General features: G+C 55.8%; 18 protein-coding genes and 1 other RNA gene. 7 read left to right on the plus strand and 12 right to left on the minus strand.

The genetic code is table 11. The annotated features are described in order from the left end of the window. Nucleotides 1-147: 147 nt before the first annotated feature. Entirely contained in the window at nt 148-1,173 is a 1,026-nt protein-coding gene (locus ACT3RP_RS14265) for an aspartate carbamoyltransferase (RefSeq protein ID WP_096276613.1), read from the plus strand. Here the strand turns inward: ACT3RP_RS14265 and ruvX are convergent, their stop codons facing one another. From ruvX to ACT3RP_RS14300, 7 genes are all read right to left on the minus strand, one after another. Continuing rightward, nucleotides 1,174-1,629 (minus strand): Holliday junction resolvase RuvX, encoded by a 456-nt coding sequence (gene ruvX, locus ACT3RP_RS14270; protein ID WP_441684328.1) that lies wholly within the window; start codon nt 1,627-1,629, stop codon nt 1,174-1,176. Beyond that, a complete protein-coding gene (locus tag ACT3RP_RS14275; protein WP_096276617.1) occupies nt 1,629-2,186 on the minus strand; it encodes a YqgE/AlgH family protein in 558 nt (185 codons plus the stop codon). Before ACT3RP_RS14275 ends, ruvX begins: the two co-directional genes overlap by 1 nt. 70 nt (nt 2,187-2,256) lie before the next feature. After that, nucleotides 2,257-3,213, minus strand: coding sequence for a glutathione synthase (gene gshB / locus ACT3RP_RS14280; RefSeq protein WP_441684329.1), 957 nt, complete (start codon nt 3,211-3,213; stop codon nt 2,257-2,259). 89 nt (nt 3,214-3,302) lie between these two features. Then, nucleotides 3,303-3,995 (minus strand): CvfB family protein, encoded by a 693-nt coding sequence (locus tag ACT3RP_RS14285; protein ID WP_444672282.1) that lies wholly within the window; start codon nt 3,993-3,995, stop codon nt 3,303-3,305. Nucleotides 3,996-4,119: 124 nt separating this feature from the next. Further along, nucleotides 4,120-4,875, minus strand: a complete 756-nt coding sequence (locus ACT3RP_RS14290) for a 16S rRNA (uracil(1498)-N(3))-methyltransferase (RefSeq protein WP_483394037.1) — start codon at nt 4,873-4,875, stop codon at nt 4,120-4,122. 3 nt (nt 4,876-4,878) lie between these two features. Further along, nucleotides 4,879-5,379, minus strand: a complete 501-nt coding sequence (gene secB / locus ACT3RP_RS14295) for a protein-export chaperone SecB (RefSeq protein WP_441672001.1) — start codon at nt 5,377-5,379, stop codon at nt 4,879-4,881. A gap of 41 nt (nt 5,380-5,420) precedes the next feature. Further along, nucleotides 5,421-5,843, minus strand: a complete 423-nt coding sequence (locus tag ACT3RP_RS14300; RefSeq protein WP_483394038.1) for a rhodanese-like domain-containing protein — start codon at nt 5,841-5,843, stop codon at nt 5,421-5,423. 202 nt (nt 5,844-6,045) lie between these two features. On the opposite strand from ACT3RP_RS14300, the gene gpmI reads away from it, so the two are divergent. The 3 genes from gpmI to ACT3RP_RS14315 all read left to right on the plus strand — a co-directional run bounded on the left by gpmI (nt 6,046) and on the right by ACT3RP_RS14315 (nt 10,256). Further along, nucleotides 6,046-7,638 (plus strand): 2,3-bisphosphoglycerate-independent phosphoglycerate mutase, encoded by a 1,593-nt coding sequence (gpmI, locus tag ACT3RP_RS14305; protein ID WP_483394039.1) that lies wholly within the window; start codon nt 6,046-6,048, stop codon nt 7,636-7,638. After that, on the plus strand, nt 7,639-8,784 hold the full coding sequence (locus ACT3RP_RS14310; protein ID WP_441684333.1) for a murein hydrolase activator EnvC family protein: 1,146 nt from the start codon (nt 7,639-7,641) through the stop codon (nt 8,782-8,784). It begins immediately after the preceding gene. Between the two features lie 161 nt (nt 8,785-8,945). Then, nucleotides 8,946-10,256, plus strand: a complete 1,311-nt coding sequence (locus tag ACT3RP_RS14315; RefSeq protein WP_441684334.1) for a S41 family peptidase — start codon at nt 8,946-8,948, stop codon at nt 10,254-10,256. Here the strand turns inward: ACT3RP_RS14315 and ACT3RP_RS14320 are convergent. The 4 genes from ACT3RP_RS14320 to ACT3RP_RS14335 all read right to left on the minus strand — a co-directional run bounded on the left by ACT3RP_RS14320 (nt 10,253) and on the right by ACT3RP_RS14335 (nt 14,833). Next, the gene (locus ACT3RP_RS14320; protein ID WP_483394040.1) at nt 10,253-11,548 is read right to left on the minus strand and encodes a UbiH/UbiF/VisC/COQ6 family ubiquinone biosynthesis hydroxylase; all 1,296 of its coding nucleotides are present in this window, start codon (nt 11,546-11,548) and stop codon (nt 10,253-10,255) included. The two genes, ACT3RP_RS14315 and ACT3RP_RS14320, sit on opposite strands and share 4 nt — an antisense overlap. A 25-nt stretch (nt 11,549-11,573) precedes the next feature. Then, complete coding sequence (ubiH, locus tag ACT3RP_RS14325; protein ID WP_483394041.1) at nt 11,574-12,803, minus strand: 2-octaprenyl-6-methoxyphenyl hydroxylase; 1,230 nt, start codon at nt 12,801-12,803, stop codon at nt 11,574-11,576. A 90-nt stretch (nt 12,804-12,893) separates the two neighbouring features. Then, nucleotides 12,894-14,234: a Xaa-Pro aminopeptidase gene (gene pepP / locus ACT3RP_RS14330; protein ID WP_483394042.1), complete on the minus strand. Its 1,341-nt coding sequence runs from the start codon at nt 14,232-14,234 to the stop codon at nt 12,894-12,896. Between the two features lie 20 nt (nt 14,235-14,254). Continuing rightward, a complete protein-coding gene (locus ACT3RP_RS14335; protein ID WP_193062971.1) occupies nt 14,255-14,833 on the minus strand; it encodes a UPF0149 family protein in 579 nt (192 codons plus the stop codon). A gap of 158 nt (nt 14,834-14,991) precedes the next feature. On the opposite strand from ACT3RP_RS14335, the gene ACT3RP_RS14340 reads away from it, so the two are divergent. From ACT3RP_RS14340 to ACT3RP_RS14350, 3 genes are all read left to right on the plus strand, one after another. Continuing rightward, nucleotides 14,992-15,291 (plus strand): cell division protein ZapA, encoded by a 300-nt coding sequence (locus ACT3RP_RS14340; protein ID WP_193062973.1) that lies wholly within the window; start codon nt 14,992-14,994, stop codon nt 15,289-15,291. A gap of 53 nt (nt 15,292-15,344) precedes the next feature. Further along, a non-coding RNA gene (gene ssrS, locus ACT3RP_RS14345) (6S RNA) lies at nt 15,345-15,528 on the plus strand. Nucleotides 15,529-15,566: 38 nt separating this feature from the next. Then, a complete protein-coding gene (locus ACT3RP_RS14350; protein ID WP_193062975.1) occupies nt 15,567-16,196 on the plus strand; it encodes a 5-formyltetrahydrofolate cyclo-ligase in 630 nt (209 codons plus the stop codon). A gap of 433 nt (nt 16,197-16,629) precedes the next feature. Here ACT3RP_RS14350 and ilvA read toward each other — a convergent pair whose 3' ends face one another. Then, nucleotides 16,630-18,144, minus strand: a complete 1,515-nt coding sequence (ilvA, locus tag ACT3RP_RS14355) for a threonine ammonia-lyase, biosynthetic (RefSeq protein WP_193062977.1) — start codon at nt 18,142-18,144, stop codon at nt 16,630-16,632. Nucleotides 18,145-18,228 lie beyond the last annotated feature (84 nt).

Consider the following 18,228-nt stretch of genomic DNA (forward strand, 5'->3'; position numbering starts at 1 on the left):
AACGGGTTGGCAAGGGCTATTGAAAAATAACTGTAAAAAGAATGATTGGGCCGTTATTTGTTAACTGACATTCGTAGGTAAAACCCCTTCGGCACACCCCTCATTGGCGGTTACACTAGCCTATCTACCACCCTGCCGAGGTCCCTTATGAGCCACCATCTGCTAACTGTCGATTCATTAAATCGCGAAAGCGTTGATCACCTATTACGCGTCGCCGCGCGCATGGAGCCGATTGCCCAGCGCCGCCAGGTGACACGCGTATTAGAAGGGGCGGTACTCGGGAATCTGTTTTTTGAAGCCAGCACCCGCACACGGGTAAGCTTCCATACCGCTTTTTGTCGCTTGGGCGGCAGCGTATGTGACACGACCGGCTTTACCTTCTCATCGATGGCAAAGGGGGAGTCGCTTTACGACACCAGCCGCGTAATGAGCGGCTACTGCGATGCTATCGTGATGCGCCATCCTGATCAGGGCTCCGTCGCAGAGTTTGCGGCCGCGACCAATGTACCAGTCATCAACGGCGGAGACGGCCCTGGCGAACATCCCAGCCAAGCGCTGCTGGACCTTTATACGATTGATAAGGAGTTTCAGCGTCTGGGGAAATCGCTTAGCGGTGCGCATATTCTGCTGACAGGCGATTTAAAGTACGGCCGCACGGTGCATTCACTGATTAAGCTGCTGTCACTTTATGATCCGCTGCGCATTACTCTGGTGTCACCGCCAGGCCTGGAGATGCCTTCACGACTCATTGATCTAGTTGCATCGCGCGGTCACCGCATTGAGCAGCGTGAGTCATTGGCCAATGACTTTGCAGACCTGGACGTGGTTTACACCACGCGCATTCAGAAAGAACGCTTTACCGACGAAATGAACGAGAGCTTCCAAGGGCTCTCCGATGATTTTATGGTCAATCGCGATTTTCTCGATCAGCGTTGCGGCCAGAGCACCATCGTGATGCATCCGCTGCCCCGCGATAGCCGCCCTGGCGCCAATGATTTGAATGTAAATCTTAACGGCGACCCGCGGCTGGCGATCTTTCGCCAAACAGATAACGGCATTCCCATGCGTATGGCAATTTTCGCAACGCTGCTAAAGGTTGACGAACTGATCGAAAAAGATCTGCGCCCCGTGCGCTGGTATGTTCCAGCCCAAGTAGGCACGCTGGATCGCTAGTTACAAGGAAAGACGCCCGCCAGGCAAGCCTTCCTGGTGGGCAAACCAACCTTCAAGAATAAGAATAGCGGCAATACCATCGACACTGTCTTGACGATAGTTGCCTTTATGGCCTGCCTCGCGAGCGATCATTTTCGCTTCCCGCGTAGTACCGCGCTCATCGACCATTGCACACGGTTTACCGAAGCGGCCGTGTAAACGATTACCAAACTTGCGGGCGCGAATACTCATCTCTGATTCGGTACCGTCCATATTAAGCGGCAGCCCTACCACTAACAGATCCGGCTGCCACTCATTGAGCAGCCGCGCAACGATGTCCCAGTCTGGAATACCCGCGCGCGCCGTGAGAGGCGTCAACTCACGGGCGCTACGCAATAGCTCATTGCCCACGGCAACGCCAATGCGCCGGGTTCCATAGTCAAAAGCAAGCACTAAGCGTTGGCCCTCATCGGCCATTACGCGTGCCCCGCATCTCGAGTCATCAGATTAAGGTCTACGCCCAATAAGCCAGCTGCGGTCGTCAATCGCTCGACGGGTGGCGTGTTAAACAGCACGTGGTGCTGGCCTTCTACGGTCAACCAGGAATTTTCTTTGAGCTCATCCTCAAGCTGCCCAACATCCCAGCCCGCACAGCCTAGGCAGACTAAAAACTGCTCAGGACCATCGCCATCAGCGAAAGCCTGCAAAATATCCAGCGACGTGGTGAGCGCAATGCCATCTTCCACCTGAACACTAGAGTCCCACTGCTGACTATCGCCAACGTGCAGAATAAAGCCGCGGTCTTTATGCATTGGCCCACCGTAATAGACCGGCGCATTACGATGCGGACTTGCGTCACCACCCAGCTCTAATTGATCAAATAAAGCCTCCAGCGTGATCTCCAGCGGGCGGTTAGTAATCACACCCATACAGCCGTTGTCATCGTGATCACAAAGATAGATAAGGCTACCGGCAAAGTTAGGATCTTCTAGATGTGGCATGGCCATGAGAAAGTGATGTTTCAAACTTTGCATGCGTCTCCCACCGCCTGCAGGGGCTCCAGCAGGCGTAGCGTAATAAATGAGTTGAGGGTGCAGCCCTGGTTTAGGCTAAGCGGCGCTCGATGGCATCCAGCAGCAAGCCGGCAATATTCGTGCCGCGCTGATCGTCAATTTCACGCACGCAGGTGGGGCTAGTGACGTTGATTTCCGTAATATAATCACCAATCACATCTAGCCCGACGAACATTAACCCCTTCTCTCGGATCATCGGCTGTACCTGCTGAATCAGCCAGTGGTCGCGCTCGGTTAGCTCACGGCTAACACCACGCCCGCCGGCCGCCAAATTGCCGCGGGTTTCGCCCGCCGAGGGGATGCGTGCCAACCCGTAGGGCACCGGCTCGCCATCAACGAGCAAAATGCGCGTATCACCGTCTTTAATTTCGGGCAGATAGCGCTGCGCCATAATTTGGCGCTGACCCCGCAAGGAAAGCTGTTCAATCACGGCACCAATATTGCGACCTTCTGGGCCAATATGAAAAATGCCCGTGCCACCCATGCCGTCAAGCGGCTTGAAGATCACATCGCCATGCTCAGCGTGAAAGGCGCGCAGCACATCATCGCGGCTGGCCACGATGGTAGGCGCGCAGCACTGAGGGAACTGCTGAGCAAACAGTTTTTCGTTGCACTGCAAGAGCGCCGCGGTAGGATTCACTACCAGCACGCCGTCACGCTCAGCAAAACCCAGCAGGTGTACCGCATTGGTAAAATCGGCATCCACCGGCGGATCTTTACGCATCAGCACCACATCCAGCTCGGCTAAGGGACGAGCAGAAGGCTCACCTAAGTCGTACCAGTGGTCGGGATTACGGTGCACGGTCAAAGGGCGCATACGCGCGTAGGCTTGCCCTGCGTTTAAGAAAAGATCTTCCTGCTCCATATAGTGCAGGGTATAGCCACGCTCTTGGGCGGCCCACAGCATGGCAATGGTCGTATCTTTCTTGTAAGCGATGTCGCTGATGGGATCCATCACAACGCCGAGATGCAAATTTGAGTGGCTCATCGGGCATTTTCCAAACATAAACAATTGACGCTCAGTATGCCGTACTGCCCGTCCGGCTCCAACTGCCCCAACTAACTACTCGCTAAGAACTACTCGCTAAGAGCACCGGGCACTAAGCGAATAGCATCAGGTTCTAAGGTAATCAGCTGCTGCTTATAAAGACGTCCAATCGCTTGTTTAAAAGCGCTTTTGCTGACGCCTAGCCGGGCTTTAATTTCGTGCGCCGCACTTTTATCGCCCAACGCCAAATAGCCGCCGCTCTCACGCAGTGCCTGAATAATTTTATCGCCGACGATATCTAAGCGCGCGGCACCTGGCGGCAGCAGCGAGATATTCAAGCGGCCATCTTCACGACGTTGCTTAACATAGCCTTTAACGGCTTGGCCTCTGCGCAATGGCTGGGTAACGTCATCTTGATAAATGAGCCCCCAGTAGCGGTGGTTCACAATGACTTTCATACCCAGATCGGTGCGCTCGGCCACCACCACGGCCACTTCATCGCCTTTTTCTAGTGCCCAAGCGTCATCGGTCAAAAAACGATCAAGCTTCATGGTAGCCACTGGCCGCCCCTGGTCATCGCTATACAGCATGACCAGAACACGCTTACCGGGATCAGGGCGAAAATGTTGTTCGCTAAACGGTAGCAACACATCCTTAGGCTGCCCCCACTGTAAAAAAGCACCAACGTTATTAACGGCCGTTACCGTTAAGTACGCCACCTCACCCAACTGGGCGGATGCATCGCTAGCAGATCGAGGAGAGGAGTGTGACTCGCGGACCATGGGGAACGTCCTTCAAAAAATAGACCAGGATGACGGTGTCTTAGGGAGTACGCTAAAACGCAAATATTGGGGATCAATAAGCCATTATAGAGGATAGCTAAAGGCTATAATCGAAAGTGAGTACTTACAAATCTCCAAAATAGTGCTGGAGAAGAGTAAGTGCCACGACCGGGGCGGTTTCCGTGCGTAAAACGCGCGGACCAAGCGTTAAGGGCGTAAAGGAGGCGGCCTGTGCAGCGGCGATGTCGCTGTCACTCAAACCGCCTTCTGGGCCGATCAACAGCGCCACCGCAGCGGGCCGACTGTGCTGATCAAAGGCATTGCCCGTAGCCAAGTGCAGCATCAAGCGCAGCGGCTCTTGACGGTCTTCCAGCCATGCAGACAGCGCCATTGGCGCCTGTACGCAAGGCACCACGGCACGCCCACTCTGCTCACAGGCACTGGCAGCAATCGCCTGCCAGTGCGCCTGTTTTTTATCTTCACGATCGCCTTTCAAACGCACATCACCACGCTCTGTGTAGAGCGGCGTGATGGTCGCAACGCCCAGCTCAACGGCCTTTTGGATGGCATAGTCCATGCGATCCCCTTTGGAGATCGCTTGACCTAAATGCACCGTTAACGGCGACTCGCCGCTGCCCGCCCACACGGCCTCAACATGCGCCAGCGTTTGCTTACGACTCACCGCCGCCAGCCGTACGCCGGCCTCCTGCCCATGGCCGTCAAACAGCACCAGAGGTGCGCCTTCAGCCATGCGCAATACCCGAGTGACATGGCGAGCAGGCCCTTCAGGCAATGCAACGTCGCTGCCTGCGACAAAAGCAGCAGGCACATAGAGACGCGGCATTTTGCCATGCTGGGCGTACCAGTCAGAGGCGTGCATCGCTTAGTGCGTATTCTCAGCGGCTTGCTTAGCTTCGCGCTGTTTGCGCTGGGCGTACATTGCTTCGAAGTTAACCGGTGCCAGCATCAGCGGCGGGAAGCCACCACGGTTGACCAGGTTATCGACGCACTCGCGGGCGTAAGGAAACAGCAGGTTCGGGCAGAAAGCACCCAGCGTTTGCTCCAGCTGCGCGCCTTCAATTCCTGCAATGCGGAATAAACCTGCTTGCTCAACTTCCGCGAGGAAAGAGGTAGTGCCGGTTTCGCTGTCGTTGACCTGAGCCGTCACTTTGACGACTACTTCGTACTGATCATCGGCAATTTTAGTGCTGGTCGTATTAAGATCCAAATTGACCTTCGGCTTGAACGACTGTTTAAACACCGACGGAGAATTAGGCGCTTCAAACGAAATATCTTTTACATAAATGCGCTGCAGCGAAAACTTAAGCTGCGGTTTTTCATCAGCTGCGGCACCAGCTTGCGGGGTGTTGTTATCTTCCGCCATGAGAAAACTCCTGATTATTTATTAAATAAAGATAGCAATGCTTACTTTTTAACCACTGGAAGGCCATCGCCTTGCCACTGCGCCATGCCACCCTTCAACTTAAAGGCTCGCTCGAAGCCAGCTTTTGCAAGCTTGGCCTGCGCGGCACCCGAGCTCTGCCCTTGCTTGCACACCACAATGACCGGCTGGGCTTTGACTTTTTCCAGTTCGTTCATGCGGCTATCGAGGTTGCTTTGCGGAATGTTGCGCGCCCCCGCGATATGCCCGGCTTTGAAGTCTTTGTTTTCACGGATGTCCAGCACCACCGCGTCTTCACGGTTAATGAGCTGAGTGGCCTGGGTTGAGGTCAACGCATTGGTGGAGGCACTGCGCGTTTCGTAGACAAGCCACGCTATCAGTACCAGCAAAAATGCCCCAACGAGCAGGGGGTGGTTCTGTACGAATTCGAACACTTGATCGATCATCGCGAACACAATCTCTTGGTCAATGCAGAAAAAAGCGGCCTAACCGCTGCCAAAACGCGACAAGTATACACGTCCGATAGCTTCCCGCGCAGGCCTTGATCATGACGCCTGGCAGTTGCCTGCGTTATGATGCCCCAAGCGTGCGCCCGTCGCGACCCTGAATTATCGAGTCGGTCGACTTGCCAATCCTAACGAGGTTTTCATGGACACTTCTCGCACCCCGCGCCCGGTGGCGCTAATTATTCTTGATGGCTACGGCCACAACCCCGACAGCGCCCACAATGCGGTGGCGTCTGCCGCTACCCCGGTGATGGATACGCTTTGGGAAAATCGCCCCCACGCCTTCGTTCATACCGACGGTCTTCACGTAGGTTTACCCGACGGCCAAATGGGTAACTCTGAAGTCGGGCACATGAATATTGGTGCTGGGCGGATTGTTTATCAGAACTTCACTCGCATCAGCAAAGCGATTGAAGACGGCGACCTAGATTCAAACGAAAACCTCACGCAACCAATTGATGAAGCCGTCGCGAATAATCGCCCGGTACACTTAATCGGGTTGCTGTCTCCGGGCGGCGTGCATAGCCACGAAGGCCACTTTATCGCCTTGGCTGAGCTCGCAGCTCGGCGCGGTGCTCAGCGTATTTTTATCCACGCCTTTCTCGATGGCCGCGATATGCCACCGCAAAGCGCCCTGCTCTCCATTGAGCGAGCCAATGCCCGTCTCGCCGAGCTGGTGGGCGCTGACAACGGCTTCGTCGCTTCGATTATTGGCCGCTTCTTCGCCATGGATCGCGATAATCGATGGGAACGCGTTGAGCAAGCTTATCGCTTGCTAACAGATGGGCACGCCGAGCATTACGCTTCCAGCGCCGAAACGGCGCTACGCGATGCCTATCAGCGCGGCGAAACCGATGAGTTTGTATCCGCCAGCAGTATACCGCTCAAAGACGGCTCCAAAGATAATGCAGTTACTCTGCAGGATGGCGATGCGGCAATTTTTCTTAACTTTCGCGCCGACCGCGCGCGCGAATTAACCCGCGCCTTTGCCGAGCCCGACTTTAAAGGCTTCGAGCGTCGGGCTTGTCCTACGCTTGCCGGTAAAGGGCTGGTGATGATGACCCAGTACGCGGCGGATATCCCTGCGCCTGCGGCGTTTCCGCCGTCTAACCTCAGCGATACCTTAGGTGAAGTGGTGGCCAAACGCGGCTTAACGCAGCTGCGTATTGCCGAAACCGAGAAGTATCCGCATGTCACCTTCTTCTTTTCCGGTGGCCGCGAAGATGCGTTTGATGGTGAAACACGCACTCTCCTGCCCTCCCCGCAGGACGTGCGCACTTACGACGAAAAGCCCGAAATGAGCGCCTATGAGATTACCGACAAGCTCGTAGAGGCCATTGATGGCGGCAGTTTTGATCTGATTATCTGTAACTATGCCAACGGCGATATGGTCGGTCACACCGGCGACTTTGACGCCGCGGTGAAAGCCATTGAAACGGTCGACATATGCGTAGGCCGCGTGGTTGACGCTATCGAACGCGCGGGCGGCGCCTGTTTAATTACCGCCGATCACGGCAATGCCGAGCAGATGGTGCATCCGGAAACAGGCGCCCCCCAAACCGCGCATACTACCTTTGTGGTGCCGCTTATCTACGTCGGTGAGCGGGCGGCCTCGCTGAAAGAAGGCAGGCTATGCGATCTGGCACCCACACTGCTAACAATGATGAACCAATCCCAGCCCGAAGCGATGACCGGCAAATCATTAATTCACTTTCAGTCTGACACTCAGCCATAAATGCAGCGTACACGGCGATACTCGGCTGTGGTTGTCCTCCTGGCGCTATGCTATGCGCCAGCCGGATTGGCCCAGCAGGATGAAAGCGCGGCGCGCCAGCAGCTTGATGCGATCGGTCAAGAGATTAAATCGGTTGCCGAGCGCCTTACCTCGACCGGCCAGGCGCGAGACAGTGCCGAGCGTGAGCTGCGTGAAGTTGAAACAGAGCTTGCCGAAACGCATCAGCGCTTAGACACCCTGCAGGCCGAGCGGCGTCAGCTTAATGACGAAACGACCCAGCTGCTTGAGCACCGTGACCGGCTGGAATCTGAGCGCGCCAGTCAGTATGCCGCGCTTGGCCAGCAGCTCTCTGCGCTTTATCGCCTGGGCCCAACGCCACAGCTCAAGCTGCTGCTTAATCAAGGCAATCCCGCTGAACTTGACCGTATGCAGGCGTATATGAATCGCCTGACCGAAGCACGCAATCGTCGTTTAAGCGATATAGCGCGCCTCGATACGGCCTTGGCTGATACTCAAAACGCGTTAAGTGAACGCCAAGCCCGCCTTGATTTGCTCGCCGAGGAATTAGAGGATCAAAGCGCGCTACTCGCCCAGCGCACCACCGATCGCCGCGGCGTTGTTTCCAACTTGGATGACCGCTACGGCAGCGAAGAGGAGCGGCTGGCCGACCTCAACCAGAGCCGTGAAGAAGCGGAAAGCGTTCTGCGCAATATCCAAGCCGAGATGGCAAAGCTTGCTGAACCAACGCCAACTACGCATATTGTGAGTACTCGGGGCGACTTGCCATGGCCAGTACAAGGCTCTATCAGCAGCGATTTTCATTATCGCGATGGCGTTCACTATAACGGTATTGTGATTCAAGCCAGTGCCGGTACGCCGGTGACGGCCGTTCACTCTGGCCGCGTGGTCTTTGCTGATTGGATGCGGGGGTTTGGTAACCTGTTGATTATCGATCACGGCGACCAGATCATGACGCTACACGCTCACTTACAGCAGTTCAGCGCAAGACCGGGGCAGCAAGTCAATCGGGGTGATGAAATTGGCCGTGTCGGCGATAGCGGTGGCCAGAGTCGCGCGGCGCTTTACTTCGAGGTTCGCCGTGGCGGCGAACCAATTAACCCACAGCGTTGGATTGCACGACGCTGACGGGATAAGCTGCATAATTATTGGCGGTTTTAGCTACCGTGTTAACGACCGTTTTAATAACAATTTTCAACGACAGTTTTTCAGTGACAGTGTTTTAACTACCGTTTTCTCAACTACAGGGTGGCGCGCTACGGCGCTACCTATCGCCTTGCGGAGTCTGCATGACGCTATCTGTTATCGGGGTATCAGCCCCCGCCAAGCGTTTCTTGGCCACCCTGCTCCCGATTGCTTTATTGTCGGTTCCGCTACCGTTGTTCGCTCAATCCAGCGCTAGCGGGGCAAATCAAAATGCCGGTGATACGCTGCCATTAGAAGAGATTCAGACCTTCGCCGAAGTGTTCGAGCGTATTAAGCGCGCGTACGTTGAAGAAGTGGATGACCGCACGCTGCTGCGCAACGCCATGCGAGGCATGCTTAGCGAACTGGACCCGCACTCAGCCTATCTGGATGAGGAGGAGTTCCAAAGCCTGCGTGAGTCGACCCAGGGCGAGTTTGGCGGCATTGGGATTGAAGTCGGCATGGAAGATGGCCAGCTCATGGTGATTACACCCATTGATGACACGCCCGCTTCACGCGCGGGGCTGCTGTCTCGCGATATTATCGTCGCCATTGACGGTACGCCCACCGCGAATCTGTCCCTTCAGGAAGCGGTGACGCTAATGCGCGGCGAAGCGGAAAGCGAGCTGCGTATGAGCATACTTCGTTCAGGCGAAGACACTCCGCGGGAATTCATCCTAAAACGTGAAATTATTCGCAGCGAAAGCGTTAAACATGAGCTGCTTGAGTCTGGTTATGGCTACCTTCGCATTAGCCAGTTCCAGTCGCGCACTGCGGAACAGGCTCGCGACGCATTGGCGATGATGGCCCGTGAACAGCCGCTAGAAGGGCTGGTGCTTGATTTGCGTAATAATCCTGGCGGAGTGCTTCAGGCTGCCGTAGGTATTGCCGACCTGTTCCTCGATCAAGGGCTGATCGTGTATACCGAAGGGCGTCTCTCGGATACCGCCATGTCGTTTTCCGCCTCGTCCAACACCCCCGCTGGCGATATTCCGCTGGTGGTGCTGATCAACGGCGGCAGCGCCTCGGCCGCCGAGATCGTGGCGGGTGCGCTGCAGGACCAGCGGCGCGGCATCATTATGGGAACCGACAGCTTTGGTAAAGGGTCGGTGCAGCAGATTATGCCGCTGGGTAATGGTGAGGGGCTAAAGCTCACCACCGCGCTTTATTACACCCCTAATGGGCGCTCTATTCAGGCCCAAGGCATTGAGCCTGACGTCGAAGTCGTCCGCGGGCGTTTAGAAGTCGCCGAAAGCCGTCGTGAAATTCGCGAGGCGGATCTTGACGGGCATCTAAGCGCTCAACAGGCACCGCGTGACCGCCAAGAAATGGCCGAGCGCCTGCTTGACGATTATCAGCTCAGCGAAGCGCTTAACCTGTTGAAAGCACTTAACGTGGTTGATCGCCGCCGCTAACGGCAGGTCAGTGGCAGGCGGCCCCGCTCTCCGGTCGCCTGCCGCATTAGCATCCGCTTTAAGGGCACTTGCTGATTCATACCGCTCATGCCCAGGTTGCGCGCCAGCGTCAACACAGGATGATGACTGCCGAACAGCACTTTAAACCCCTTCATCAACGCCAGCATGGCAGCGTTATCAAAGCGCCGCCGGCGCTCATAGCGCTTTAGTGTGCTTATCGCCCCCCAGGGGGCGCCGCGCTGCCAGGCATGCACGACCTCTTCAGCCAATACCGCTGCATCCATGAGCCCCAAATTGACACCCTGACCTGCCAACGGATGAATGCTGTGGGCAGCATCACCGACTAGCGCAAAATGCTCTTGAACATACTGACGGGCATGGCGCTGCACAAGCGGAAAACGATGCGCCTGATCGCAGACCTTAACAGAGCCTAGCCGGTGGCCTAACGCTTGAGCCAGCGCATCGCCCAACGCTGAGCGAGAGCTACTGCACAGCTCAGCTGCATGCTCTGGGGTTGTCGACCATACAATTGAGCAGTAGCGATCGTCGTCCGCCACCGTTAAGGGCAGAAACGCTAGCGGACGACCATCGATAAACGCTTGCCGCGCCGTACCGCCGTGCGGCTTAGCACACTGCACGGTGGTCACTACCGCGTCTTGCTGCATAGCATCGCTAGCCACTTCAATGCCGGCCATTTCGCGCAGTGACGAATGCGCGCCATCGGCCGCTACGATCAGCGGGGCGTGTAGTTGGCGCCCGTCATCCAGCACCAGCCAATCCCCATCGGCCTGCTTATCGGCCTTCTGACTAGCGCGTTGCAAGGCCTGAATACTGGTACCAAAAAACGTCGTAACGTTAGGATGATCGATCACCTGGCTATTGAGCGCGGCTAGCGTGACCGCATTTTCCACAATATGCCCCAATACCAGAACACCCGCCTCATCGGCAGAAAACGCAATGTCACCGCTACCCTCAGCGTCCCATACCTGCATACCGCGATAAGGCGTTATCCGGGTTTGCTGCATCGCGGGCCAAGCCCCTAAATGCGTCAACAACCGCTGTGAAACCGGCGTTAATGCGCTGACTCGCGGGGCGGGCAGTGCGCTAGCTGCCTGCTTCAGACTAACGGGCCCGGGCAGTGCTTCAACAAGCGCCACCCGCATGCCCGCTTGAGCCAGCAGCGCGCAAAGCGCAGAGCCGACCATGCCGCCACCGACGATAACGGCCTCAAACCGCTCAACCAGCGGCGCTCCTGGTGCAGCATTCATCTGCCATGCAGTGTTCGTGTGCATAGTTTTGTGTTCCTTGTTTGCGGCACTAGCGCTCTAACCCCATCGCGCGGCGCGCAAGGCTGCGACGCAATGGCCCGATGAGGTTCAAACCAATTAATCCCGCAGCGCGAGCGTGGGGCAGTAGCGGAAACGAAAGGCCAAACAGACGCACTAAGCCATCACTAAACCGGATCACGTTAGCGCGATCTTGGGAGCGCTGCTGTTCGAAGGCTAGCAGGGTCGTTATGTCGCCCAATGGCCGCTGATCGAGCGCGCCTTGTGCTAGCGCATCGACTAGATCCATGACTCCGCGCAGTGCCAAATTAAACCCTTGACCGGCCACCGGGTGCAACGCGTGAGCAGCATTACCTAATACGGCAAGCCCTGGGCGAACCGGCTCGTCAGCTGTCACCAATGAGAGAGGATAGACGTGACGAGTCCCTACTCGGGTAAAGCGACCTACGCGATCGCCGAAGGCATGCTGTAATTGCAGCAGGAATTCACGCTCAGACAGCGCCAGCCTTGCTTGCTCGCTACCGCTGGGGTGCGTCCATATCAGCTCCATCGCCTGCCCGGGAAGCGGTAGCAATGCCATAGGCCCCAGCGGCGTAAAGCGCTCGTAAGCAACGCCCTGATGGGGCTGGCTAACACCCACATGAGCAATCAAGGCAGTTTGCTCATACGATTCGCGGCGACTGCCGATGCCCAGCTGCTCTTTAAGCCCCGAGCGGCCACCGTCAGCGAGCACCGTTAGCCCTGCCGTTAATTGACTACCATCGGAAAGCTGCAAGTGATGCCCGCCCGCCACGGGCGTAAGCTGCTCAACCGTGGCGGGGCAGTGCCAGGCTAACGGCAGCTGAGTAAGACGCTGATGAAGTACACGCCCCATCCATGCATTAGGTATCACATGGCCAAGCGCGGCGATGCCCAGCTCATCTGCGCTTAGCCGCGTCGCGCCTAGGCGGCCGCGCTCACTGATATGGATACGCCGTATCGGGGTTGCCTCGCGACGCATCGCCTCCCAAACACCCAACTGCTGAAAGCGCTGCGCAGAACCTTCCGCAATAGCGCTGGCGCGAGCATCAAAGCTGGGCTGCCACTGCGTTTCCAACGGCTTCGCCGGTAGCGGAGCAGATTCGACAATCGCGACCCGCCAGCCATAGCGCTCTATCAACGGTGCCAGGGCGCAGCCTAAGCTTGCACCGACCAACCCTCCCCCGATGATCACAATGTCATGGGTCAATGGTTGCTCAGCCGCTGAATCAGACTGCTGCATTGGCTTTCCCCTCTCATTACCGCCACCCAAAGGCAACTAATAATTCGTAACGTAAATTACATAAAGGCTATTATAGAGATTTTTAATTGCTTAATTCTTAGCCATTAATGCTTCAATTTCATTCACCTGCTTAGGCACATCGGCCGTCAACACTTCGTGACCATCGCTTGTTACCACCACGTTGTCTTCAATGCGAATGCCGATACCGCGAAAGACAGCAGGAATGTCGTTATCGCTAGGTATGTAAAGGCCTGGCTCAACGGTAAGCACCATGCCTGCCATCAATGGCTGAGGCGTCTTTTCGTCTAGCCGATAGGCGCCGACATCGTGCACATCTAGGCCTAGCCAGTGTGACGTTGAATGCAGATAAAAACGGCGATAACTCTCGTCATCAATGCGCGCCTGAACCTCTCCATCCAGCAAGCCCAACGCTATTAGCCCAGCCGTTAAATCGTGCACCACGCCAGTGTGAATATCTGCGAGCGATACTCCCGGCCGTATAGCGTTCACGGCCTTTTCTTGAGCGGTTAATACTACTTGATAGAGTGCTCGCTGAGCGTCACTAAATTGCCCAGTGACGGGAAACGTGCGGGTAATATCCCCAGCGTAAAGATCGAATTCGGCACCGGCATCAATGAGTACTAAAGACTCATCGGCGAGTGGCGCGCTGTTCTCAATATAGTGCAGTACACAAGCGTTGGCACCGCTGCCGACAATCGTGCTGTAGGCGGGGCCGCTGGCGCCTTGCCATACAAATTCATGCTCTAACTCGGCCTGTAGCTGATATTCACTCAGCCCAGGCCGCGATACCTGCATGGCACGCCTATGGGCGCGGGCGGATATCAGCGCCGCATGACGCAGCAGAGCAATCTCCGCCTCGCTTTTGATCAAACGCATGGCATGAATCAACGGGCTCACGTCCAGCCAGCCTTTTAGCGGCGGCTTTCCACGTCTCAGCCCTGCCTGTGCTGACATCAACGCATCTTCTGCAATGGCCACGGCCTCGGCGCTGTCTAGAGGTAAATAAAGCAGCTCACGCTCGGCTAACAGCTCGGGCAGCCGCTCATCGCGGTCAGCGTTTTCGAACGCCTGATCAATCCCATGCTCTGAGATCACGCCGGCAGCGCCCAAGCGGCGACCTGTCCACGCCTCCAGAGCAGGATCCCGGTCCTGACAGAACACCACGCTCTCGTTGCCCGCTTTTCCGGGGAGCAGCAGCAATAGCGCATCGGGCTCACGAATGCCCGTGAGATAGTAGAAATCGCTGTTCTGACGAAAGGCGAACTCACTGTCGCGTGACCGGGTCATTAGCCCGGCACCTACAAGAATAACGGCGACGTTATTCGGCAGCTGGGCCATTAAGGCGTCACGGCGGCGGCGATATTCAGCCACGCCTATCGCAGATGGCCGAGGTAACAACTCAGGCAGCATAAAGCCTCCAAGCAGCAGAATTAATGAACGGGTGCGTCAGTTTGTTCTACTTGCGGCATGCCGGGATGCTGCTCGGTGTAAAGCAGCATAGCAGCCATACGGGCATGCTCGGTAAGCGCAAAAAGATCGTTTTCGTTTTCGGGGCTATCGTCGATATCGGCCTCCATTCGGCCGACCCCCTCTAGGTCCTCAATTGCCTCGCACAGCGCTTGCGACCAGCGCTCGCGAAGCTCGTTATCGGCCACTTCATCGACCACTTCGATAAAGCCTTGCGTCCATTCTTTAAGCCCCTGCGCCTGCTCTCCTAAAGAGAACAATTCATCAGGCAGCAGCGGCGTGTAATCCAGATCGCTGGCGCTTAACGCCTCCAACGTTTGGCGCCGCCAACCTAATAGGCGCTCTGCGCTGGCAGGATCACGGGGCTGTTCAATGCCCAGGCTCTGGCAAACCTCTTCCAGCCATGTCGCTGCGCTAACATCGCGCAGTGCTAGCAAAGCGCAAAGGCGGCCATCTAAAAATGCCGGTGACTGCATGCTGCCATGCAGTAAGAAAACATCTGCTACGTCAGAGAAATCCTGGCGCTCATCAATCAATGACATCGTTTCACTTGCTCCACTGGATAGGTTGGGATCGTATTGGCGATAGTGCTTACGCGTTGACCGCGTACAAGCGCCTCTCTTATAGTGAGCGACGTCTATCTTCCTATGCTGTGATGTTAACGCATTGGGCCCCTTGCTGGCCCGTGCTGGAGTCTTTGATGAGTAACGCCAAGCGGCCAACCAAAGAAATAACCCTGTTAGGGCGCGGTTATGTCATTGCCTGCGACACGGGCCAAGAAGCAAAACTGGACCGTGCCGCGCGCTACCTAGATCGCGCTATGCAGGGCATTAATGCGCAAAGTAGCGCCTTGGGAAGTGAGCGTGTTGCTATCATGACAGCGCTCAATATTACCCACGAGTTGCTCGAAGCAATAGATGAGCACCGTGCTGGCGAAGCGAATCTTAATCGCCTTAACGATCGACTTGACCGGGTGCTCGCCAAAACCCGTCAGCGCTAGTTAACGTTTTAACCAACACTTTGGCATTAGCCACGGCTCTGTTAGGATGACGGAGTTCTCTGGGGTGTACGCCAGTCGTTATAGTCCCTCGAGCCTATGCGCAGTACCCAGGGGGCCAAATGCTAGCCAGACCCGTGTGCATGTCCGTGCGTCGGAAAGCCTGACGGTCTGGCTGCGGCCACCCACCTTGAACCAGTAGGTTCAGGGCCAGAACGGCAGCGGCACCTTGGAGAACACCTCTGTATGAGCGTAAAGATATAGGGGAATAGCGGTTTATGAACAATCTCCATCACGCTACCGCACTACCCGACGTTGATAAACGCGCGCTACGCCGCTTTTTACGTCATCAGCGCAACGCCCTTTCCCAGCAAGAGCAGCATGTTGCGGCACAGCGCCTGTGTCATCAGCTTAAAACCCTGCCTGAAATTCGCCGCGCGCGACGCTTAAGCCTATATCTGCCTGTTAACGGCGAAATTGACCCAACCCCGCTCCTTACCTGGTTACGCAGGCGAAAGGTAGATGTGTACTTGCCCGTTTTACGGCCATTTAGTGACAATAATCTTTGGTTTGTTGCCTACCGCTCGGACACCCCCATGGTCAAAAACCGCTTTGGCATTTGGGAGCCTGACGAGCGATTTAGCGCCAAGCGTTGTAATCGCCTGCCCGCCTGGGCCCTAGACACGCTCATCGTGCCGCTAGTGGGGTTTGACGCCCAGGCCAATCGCATGGGCATGGGTGGCGGCTTTTATGACCGCAGCTTAGCGTTTATGCACCGCCTCGGCCCTTCACCTGCCCTGATCGGCGTCGCCCACGCTTGCCAGCAAGTCGCTTCGCTGCCGATTGAACCCTGGGACGTGCCTTTAAAGGCCGTGGTGAGCGACCAAGGCTGTGTACGCCGTCGATAAACTGCCATAAAAAAAGCTGATTCTGTCAAGAATCAGCTCATATGCTGCCTATCAACTGCACCTTGTCGGTTAACGGCGCTGCTGCAAAACGCTGTGGATTAACTTCCCGACAACGCCTGCGCATAACCCGTGGCGAGCACTCCTAATGCAAACACCACCATCAACGCCATCACCATATCAGGCTTCTTCCGCCGCATGCTGCTTCTCCAACACCTTTACTGTTACCGAATGTCTTAAACCTGCCCTCTATTTCCGATCAAAACGTCGTGGCAGATTCGATTAATTTCGGCCACGACTATAGGGCTATAAGGGCACCGTTGACAACAGCGTAACCAACATTTTTTCACGCTTAATGAAACGTTTTCGTTAACAAATGTTGCCTAGCTGCTCTGGCGTTCAGGGTAAGCAACCACTTACACTGGTACAAACGATATTAGGCCATGAATAAGCGATAAGCGGGGTTATCACTCTCCCGCCAATAGCGGTAGCCAATAGCGTCTAAATGCTCAGCCACATGAGACCTGTCGCCATTAGGCACTTGCATGCCCACCAGCACACGACCATAGGCAGCGCCATGGTTACGATAGTGGAACAATGAGATATTCCAGTCATGGGGCAGCTGGGTAAGGAAGTTCATTAGCGCGCCCGGGCGTTCAGGGAACTCAAAGCGATAGACTTCCTCTTCAAAACGCTCGCTGGGGCGTCCGCCGCTAAGATGGCGAATATGCAGCTTCGCCAACTCGTTATCAGTAAGATCTTCTACCTGATAGTCATTTTCACGAAGTTTGTCGATCACCGCCTGACGGTCTTCTCCACCCGGCTTCACCTGGATCCCCACGTAAACATGCGCTTCAGTGCTGTCGGCATAACGGTAGCTAAACTCAGTCACCATACGCTTGCCTAGCGTACGGCAGAATTTTTTAAAACTACCGGGTTTTTCGGCAATGGTGACCGCCAGGATCGCTTCGCGCTGTTCGCCTAGCTCCGTGCGTTCGGCAATGTGCTGCAGGCGGTCAAAATTGGTATTTGCGCCGGAGTTAATGCACAGCAGCGTTTGCCCTTCAGCACCGGTTTGCTGAATATACTTTTTCAGTCCTGCCAGCGACAGCGCGCCAGAAGTTTCCGCCACGGCCCGAGTGTCCTCAAAAATATCTTTCACCGCCGCGCACATTTCATCGGTATTGACGGTAATGACATCATCAACCAGGTCTTTCACTAGCGAAAAAGGCACCTCACCAATTTGCGCTACCGCGACGCCTTCGGCAAACACGCCCACTTGATCGAGCACGACCCGCTCCCCGGCTTCGAGAGCCGCTTTGAGGCATGCGCTGTCTTCGGCTTCCACACCAATCACTTTGATATCGGGACGCAAATATTTAACGTATGCCGCCACGCCGGCAATCAGCCCGCCGCCGCCAACCGGTACAAAGATGGCATCTAGCCGCCCGGCGTGTTGGCGCAAAATCTCCATCCCCACCGTGCCCTGCCCAGCGACCACATCAATATCGTCAAAGGGAGGAATATAGGTATAGCCATGCTCGCTAATCAGCTCCTGCGCATGCTCCGCCGCCGCAGCGAAAGCATCACCTTTCAGTATGACCTTGGCGCCCCTAGCGCGTACCGCCTGCACTTTAATCTCGGGCGTGATACGCGGCATCACAATCACGGCCTTAACACCCATGAGTTTCGCGGCCATGGCGAGCCCCTGCGCGTGATTACCAGCAGAAGCCGCAATCACACCTTTGTCTTTTTGCGCCTGGGTTAGCTGCGCCATTTTGTTGTAAGCACCGCGAATCTTGAACGAAAACACCGGCTGTAGATCTTCACGCTTAATCAGAATCTGGTTATTGAAGCGACGCGACAAAAAGGGTGCAGGGGAAATCGGGGTCTCACAAGCAGCTTCATAAACGCGGGCTTGGAGGATCTTTTTGACGGTTGCTTCTAGCATGCGGGTATCCCAAGGGAAGAACGTGAACGGACAAAGCTTTTATTGGTAGCAGATTACGGCTAGCGGCGTCTAGCCGTGTTTCCA

This window comes from Halomonas sp. AOP5-B2-8 (genome assembly GCF_052376475.1).
GTDB lineage: Bacteria > Pseudomonadota > Gammaproteobacteria > Pseudomonadales > Halomonadaceae > Vreelandella > Vreelandella casei.

Bases quoted from the DNA above. Each gene is read 5' to 3' on its own strand.
- ACT3RP_RS14265 (WP_096276613.1), top strand. From the start codon at position 148: ATGAGCCACCATCTGCTAACTGTCGATTCATTAAATCGCGAAAGCGTT.
- ruvX (WP_441684328.1), bottom strand. From the start codon at position 1,629: ATGGCCGATGAGGGCCAACGCTTAGTGCTTGCTTTTGACTATGGAACC.
- ACT3RP_RS14275 (WP_096276617.1), bottom strand. From the start codon at position 2,186: ATGCAAAGTTTGAAACATCACTTTCTCATGGCCATGCCACATCTAGAA.
- gshB (WP_441684329.1), bottom strand. From the start codon at position 3,213: ATGAGCCACTCAAATTTGCATCTCGGCGTTGTGATGGATCCCATCAGC.
- ACT3RP_RS14285 (WP_444672282.1), bottom strand. From the start codon at position 3,995: ATGGTCCGCGAGTCACACTCCTCTCCTCGATCTGCTAGCGATGCATCC.
- ACT3RP_RS14290 (WP_483394037.1), bottom strand. From the start codon at position 4,875: ATGCACGCCTCTGACTGGTACGCCCAGCATGGCAAAATGCCGCGTCTC.
- secB (WP_441672001.1), bottom strand. From the start codon at position 5,379: ATGGCGGAAGATAACAACACCCCGCAAGCTGGTGCCGCAGCTGATGAA.
- ACT3RP_RS14300 (WP_483394038.1), bottom strand. From the start codon at position 5,843: ATGATCGATCAAGTGTTCGAATTCGTACAGAACCACCCCCTGCTCGTT.
- gpmI (WP_483394039.1), top strand. From the start codon at position 6,046: ATGGACACTTCTCGCACCCCGCGCCCGGTGGCGCTAATTATTCTTGAT.
- ACT3RP_RS14310 (WP_441684333.1), top strand. From the start codon at position 7,639: ATGCAGCGTACACGGCGATACTCGGCTGTGGTTGTCCTCCTGGCGCTA.
- ACT3RP_RS14315 (WP_441684334.1), top strand. From the start codon at position 8,946: ATGACGCTATCTGTTATCGGGGTATCAGCCCCCGCCAAGCGTTTCTTG.
- ACT3RP_RS14320 (WP_483394040.1), bottom strand. From the start codon at position 11,548: ATGCACACGAACACTGCATGGCAGATGAATGCTGCACCAGGAGCGCCG.
- ubiH (WP_483394041.1), bottom strand. From the start codon at position 12,803: ATGCAGCAGTCTGATTCAGCGGCTGAGCAACCATTGACCCATGACATT.
- pepP (WP_483394042.1), bottom strand. From the start codon at position 14,234: ATGCTGCCTGAGTTGTTACCTCGGCCATCTGCGATAGGCGTGGCTGAA.
- ACT3RP_RS14335 (WP_193062971.1), bottom strand. From the start codon at position 14,833: ATGTCATTGATTGATGAGCGCCAGGATTTCTCTGACGTAGCAGATGTT.
- ACT3RP_RS14340 (WP_193062973.1), top strand. From the start codon at position 14,992: ATGAGTAACGCCAAGCGGCCAACCAAAGAAATAACCCTGTTAGGGCGC.
- ACT3RP_RS14350 (WP_193062975.1), top strand. From the start codon at position 15,567: ATGAACAATCTCCATCACGCTACCGCACTACCCGACGTTGATAAACGC.
- ilvA (WP_193062977.1), bottom strand. From the start codon at position 18,144: ATGCTAGAAGCAACCGTCAAAAAGATCCTCCAAGCCCGCGTTTATGAA.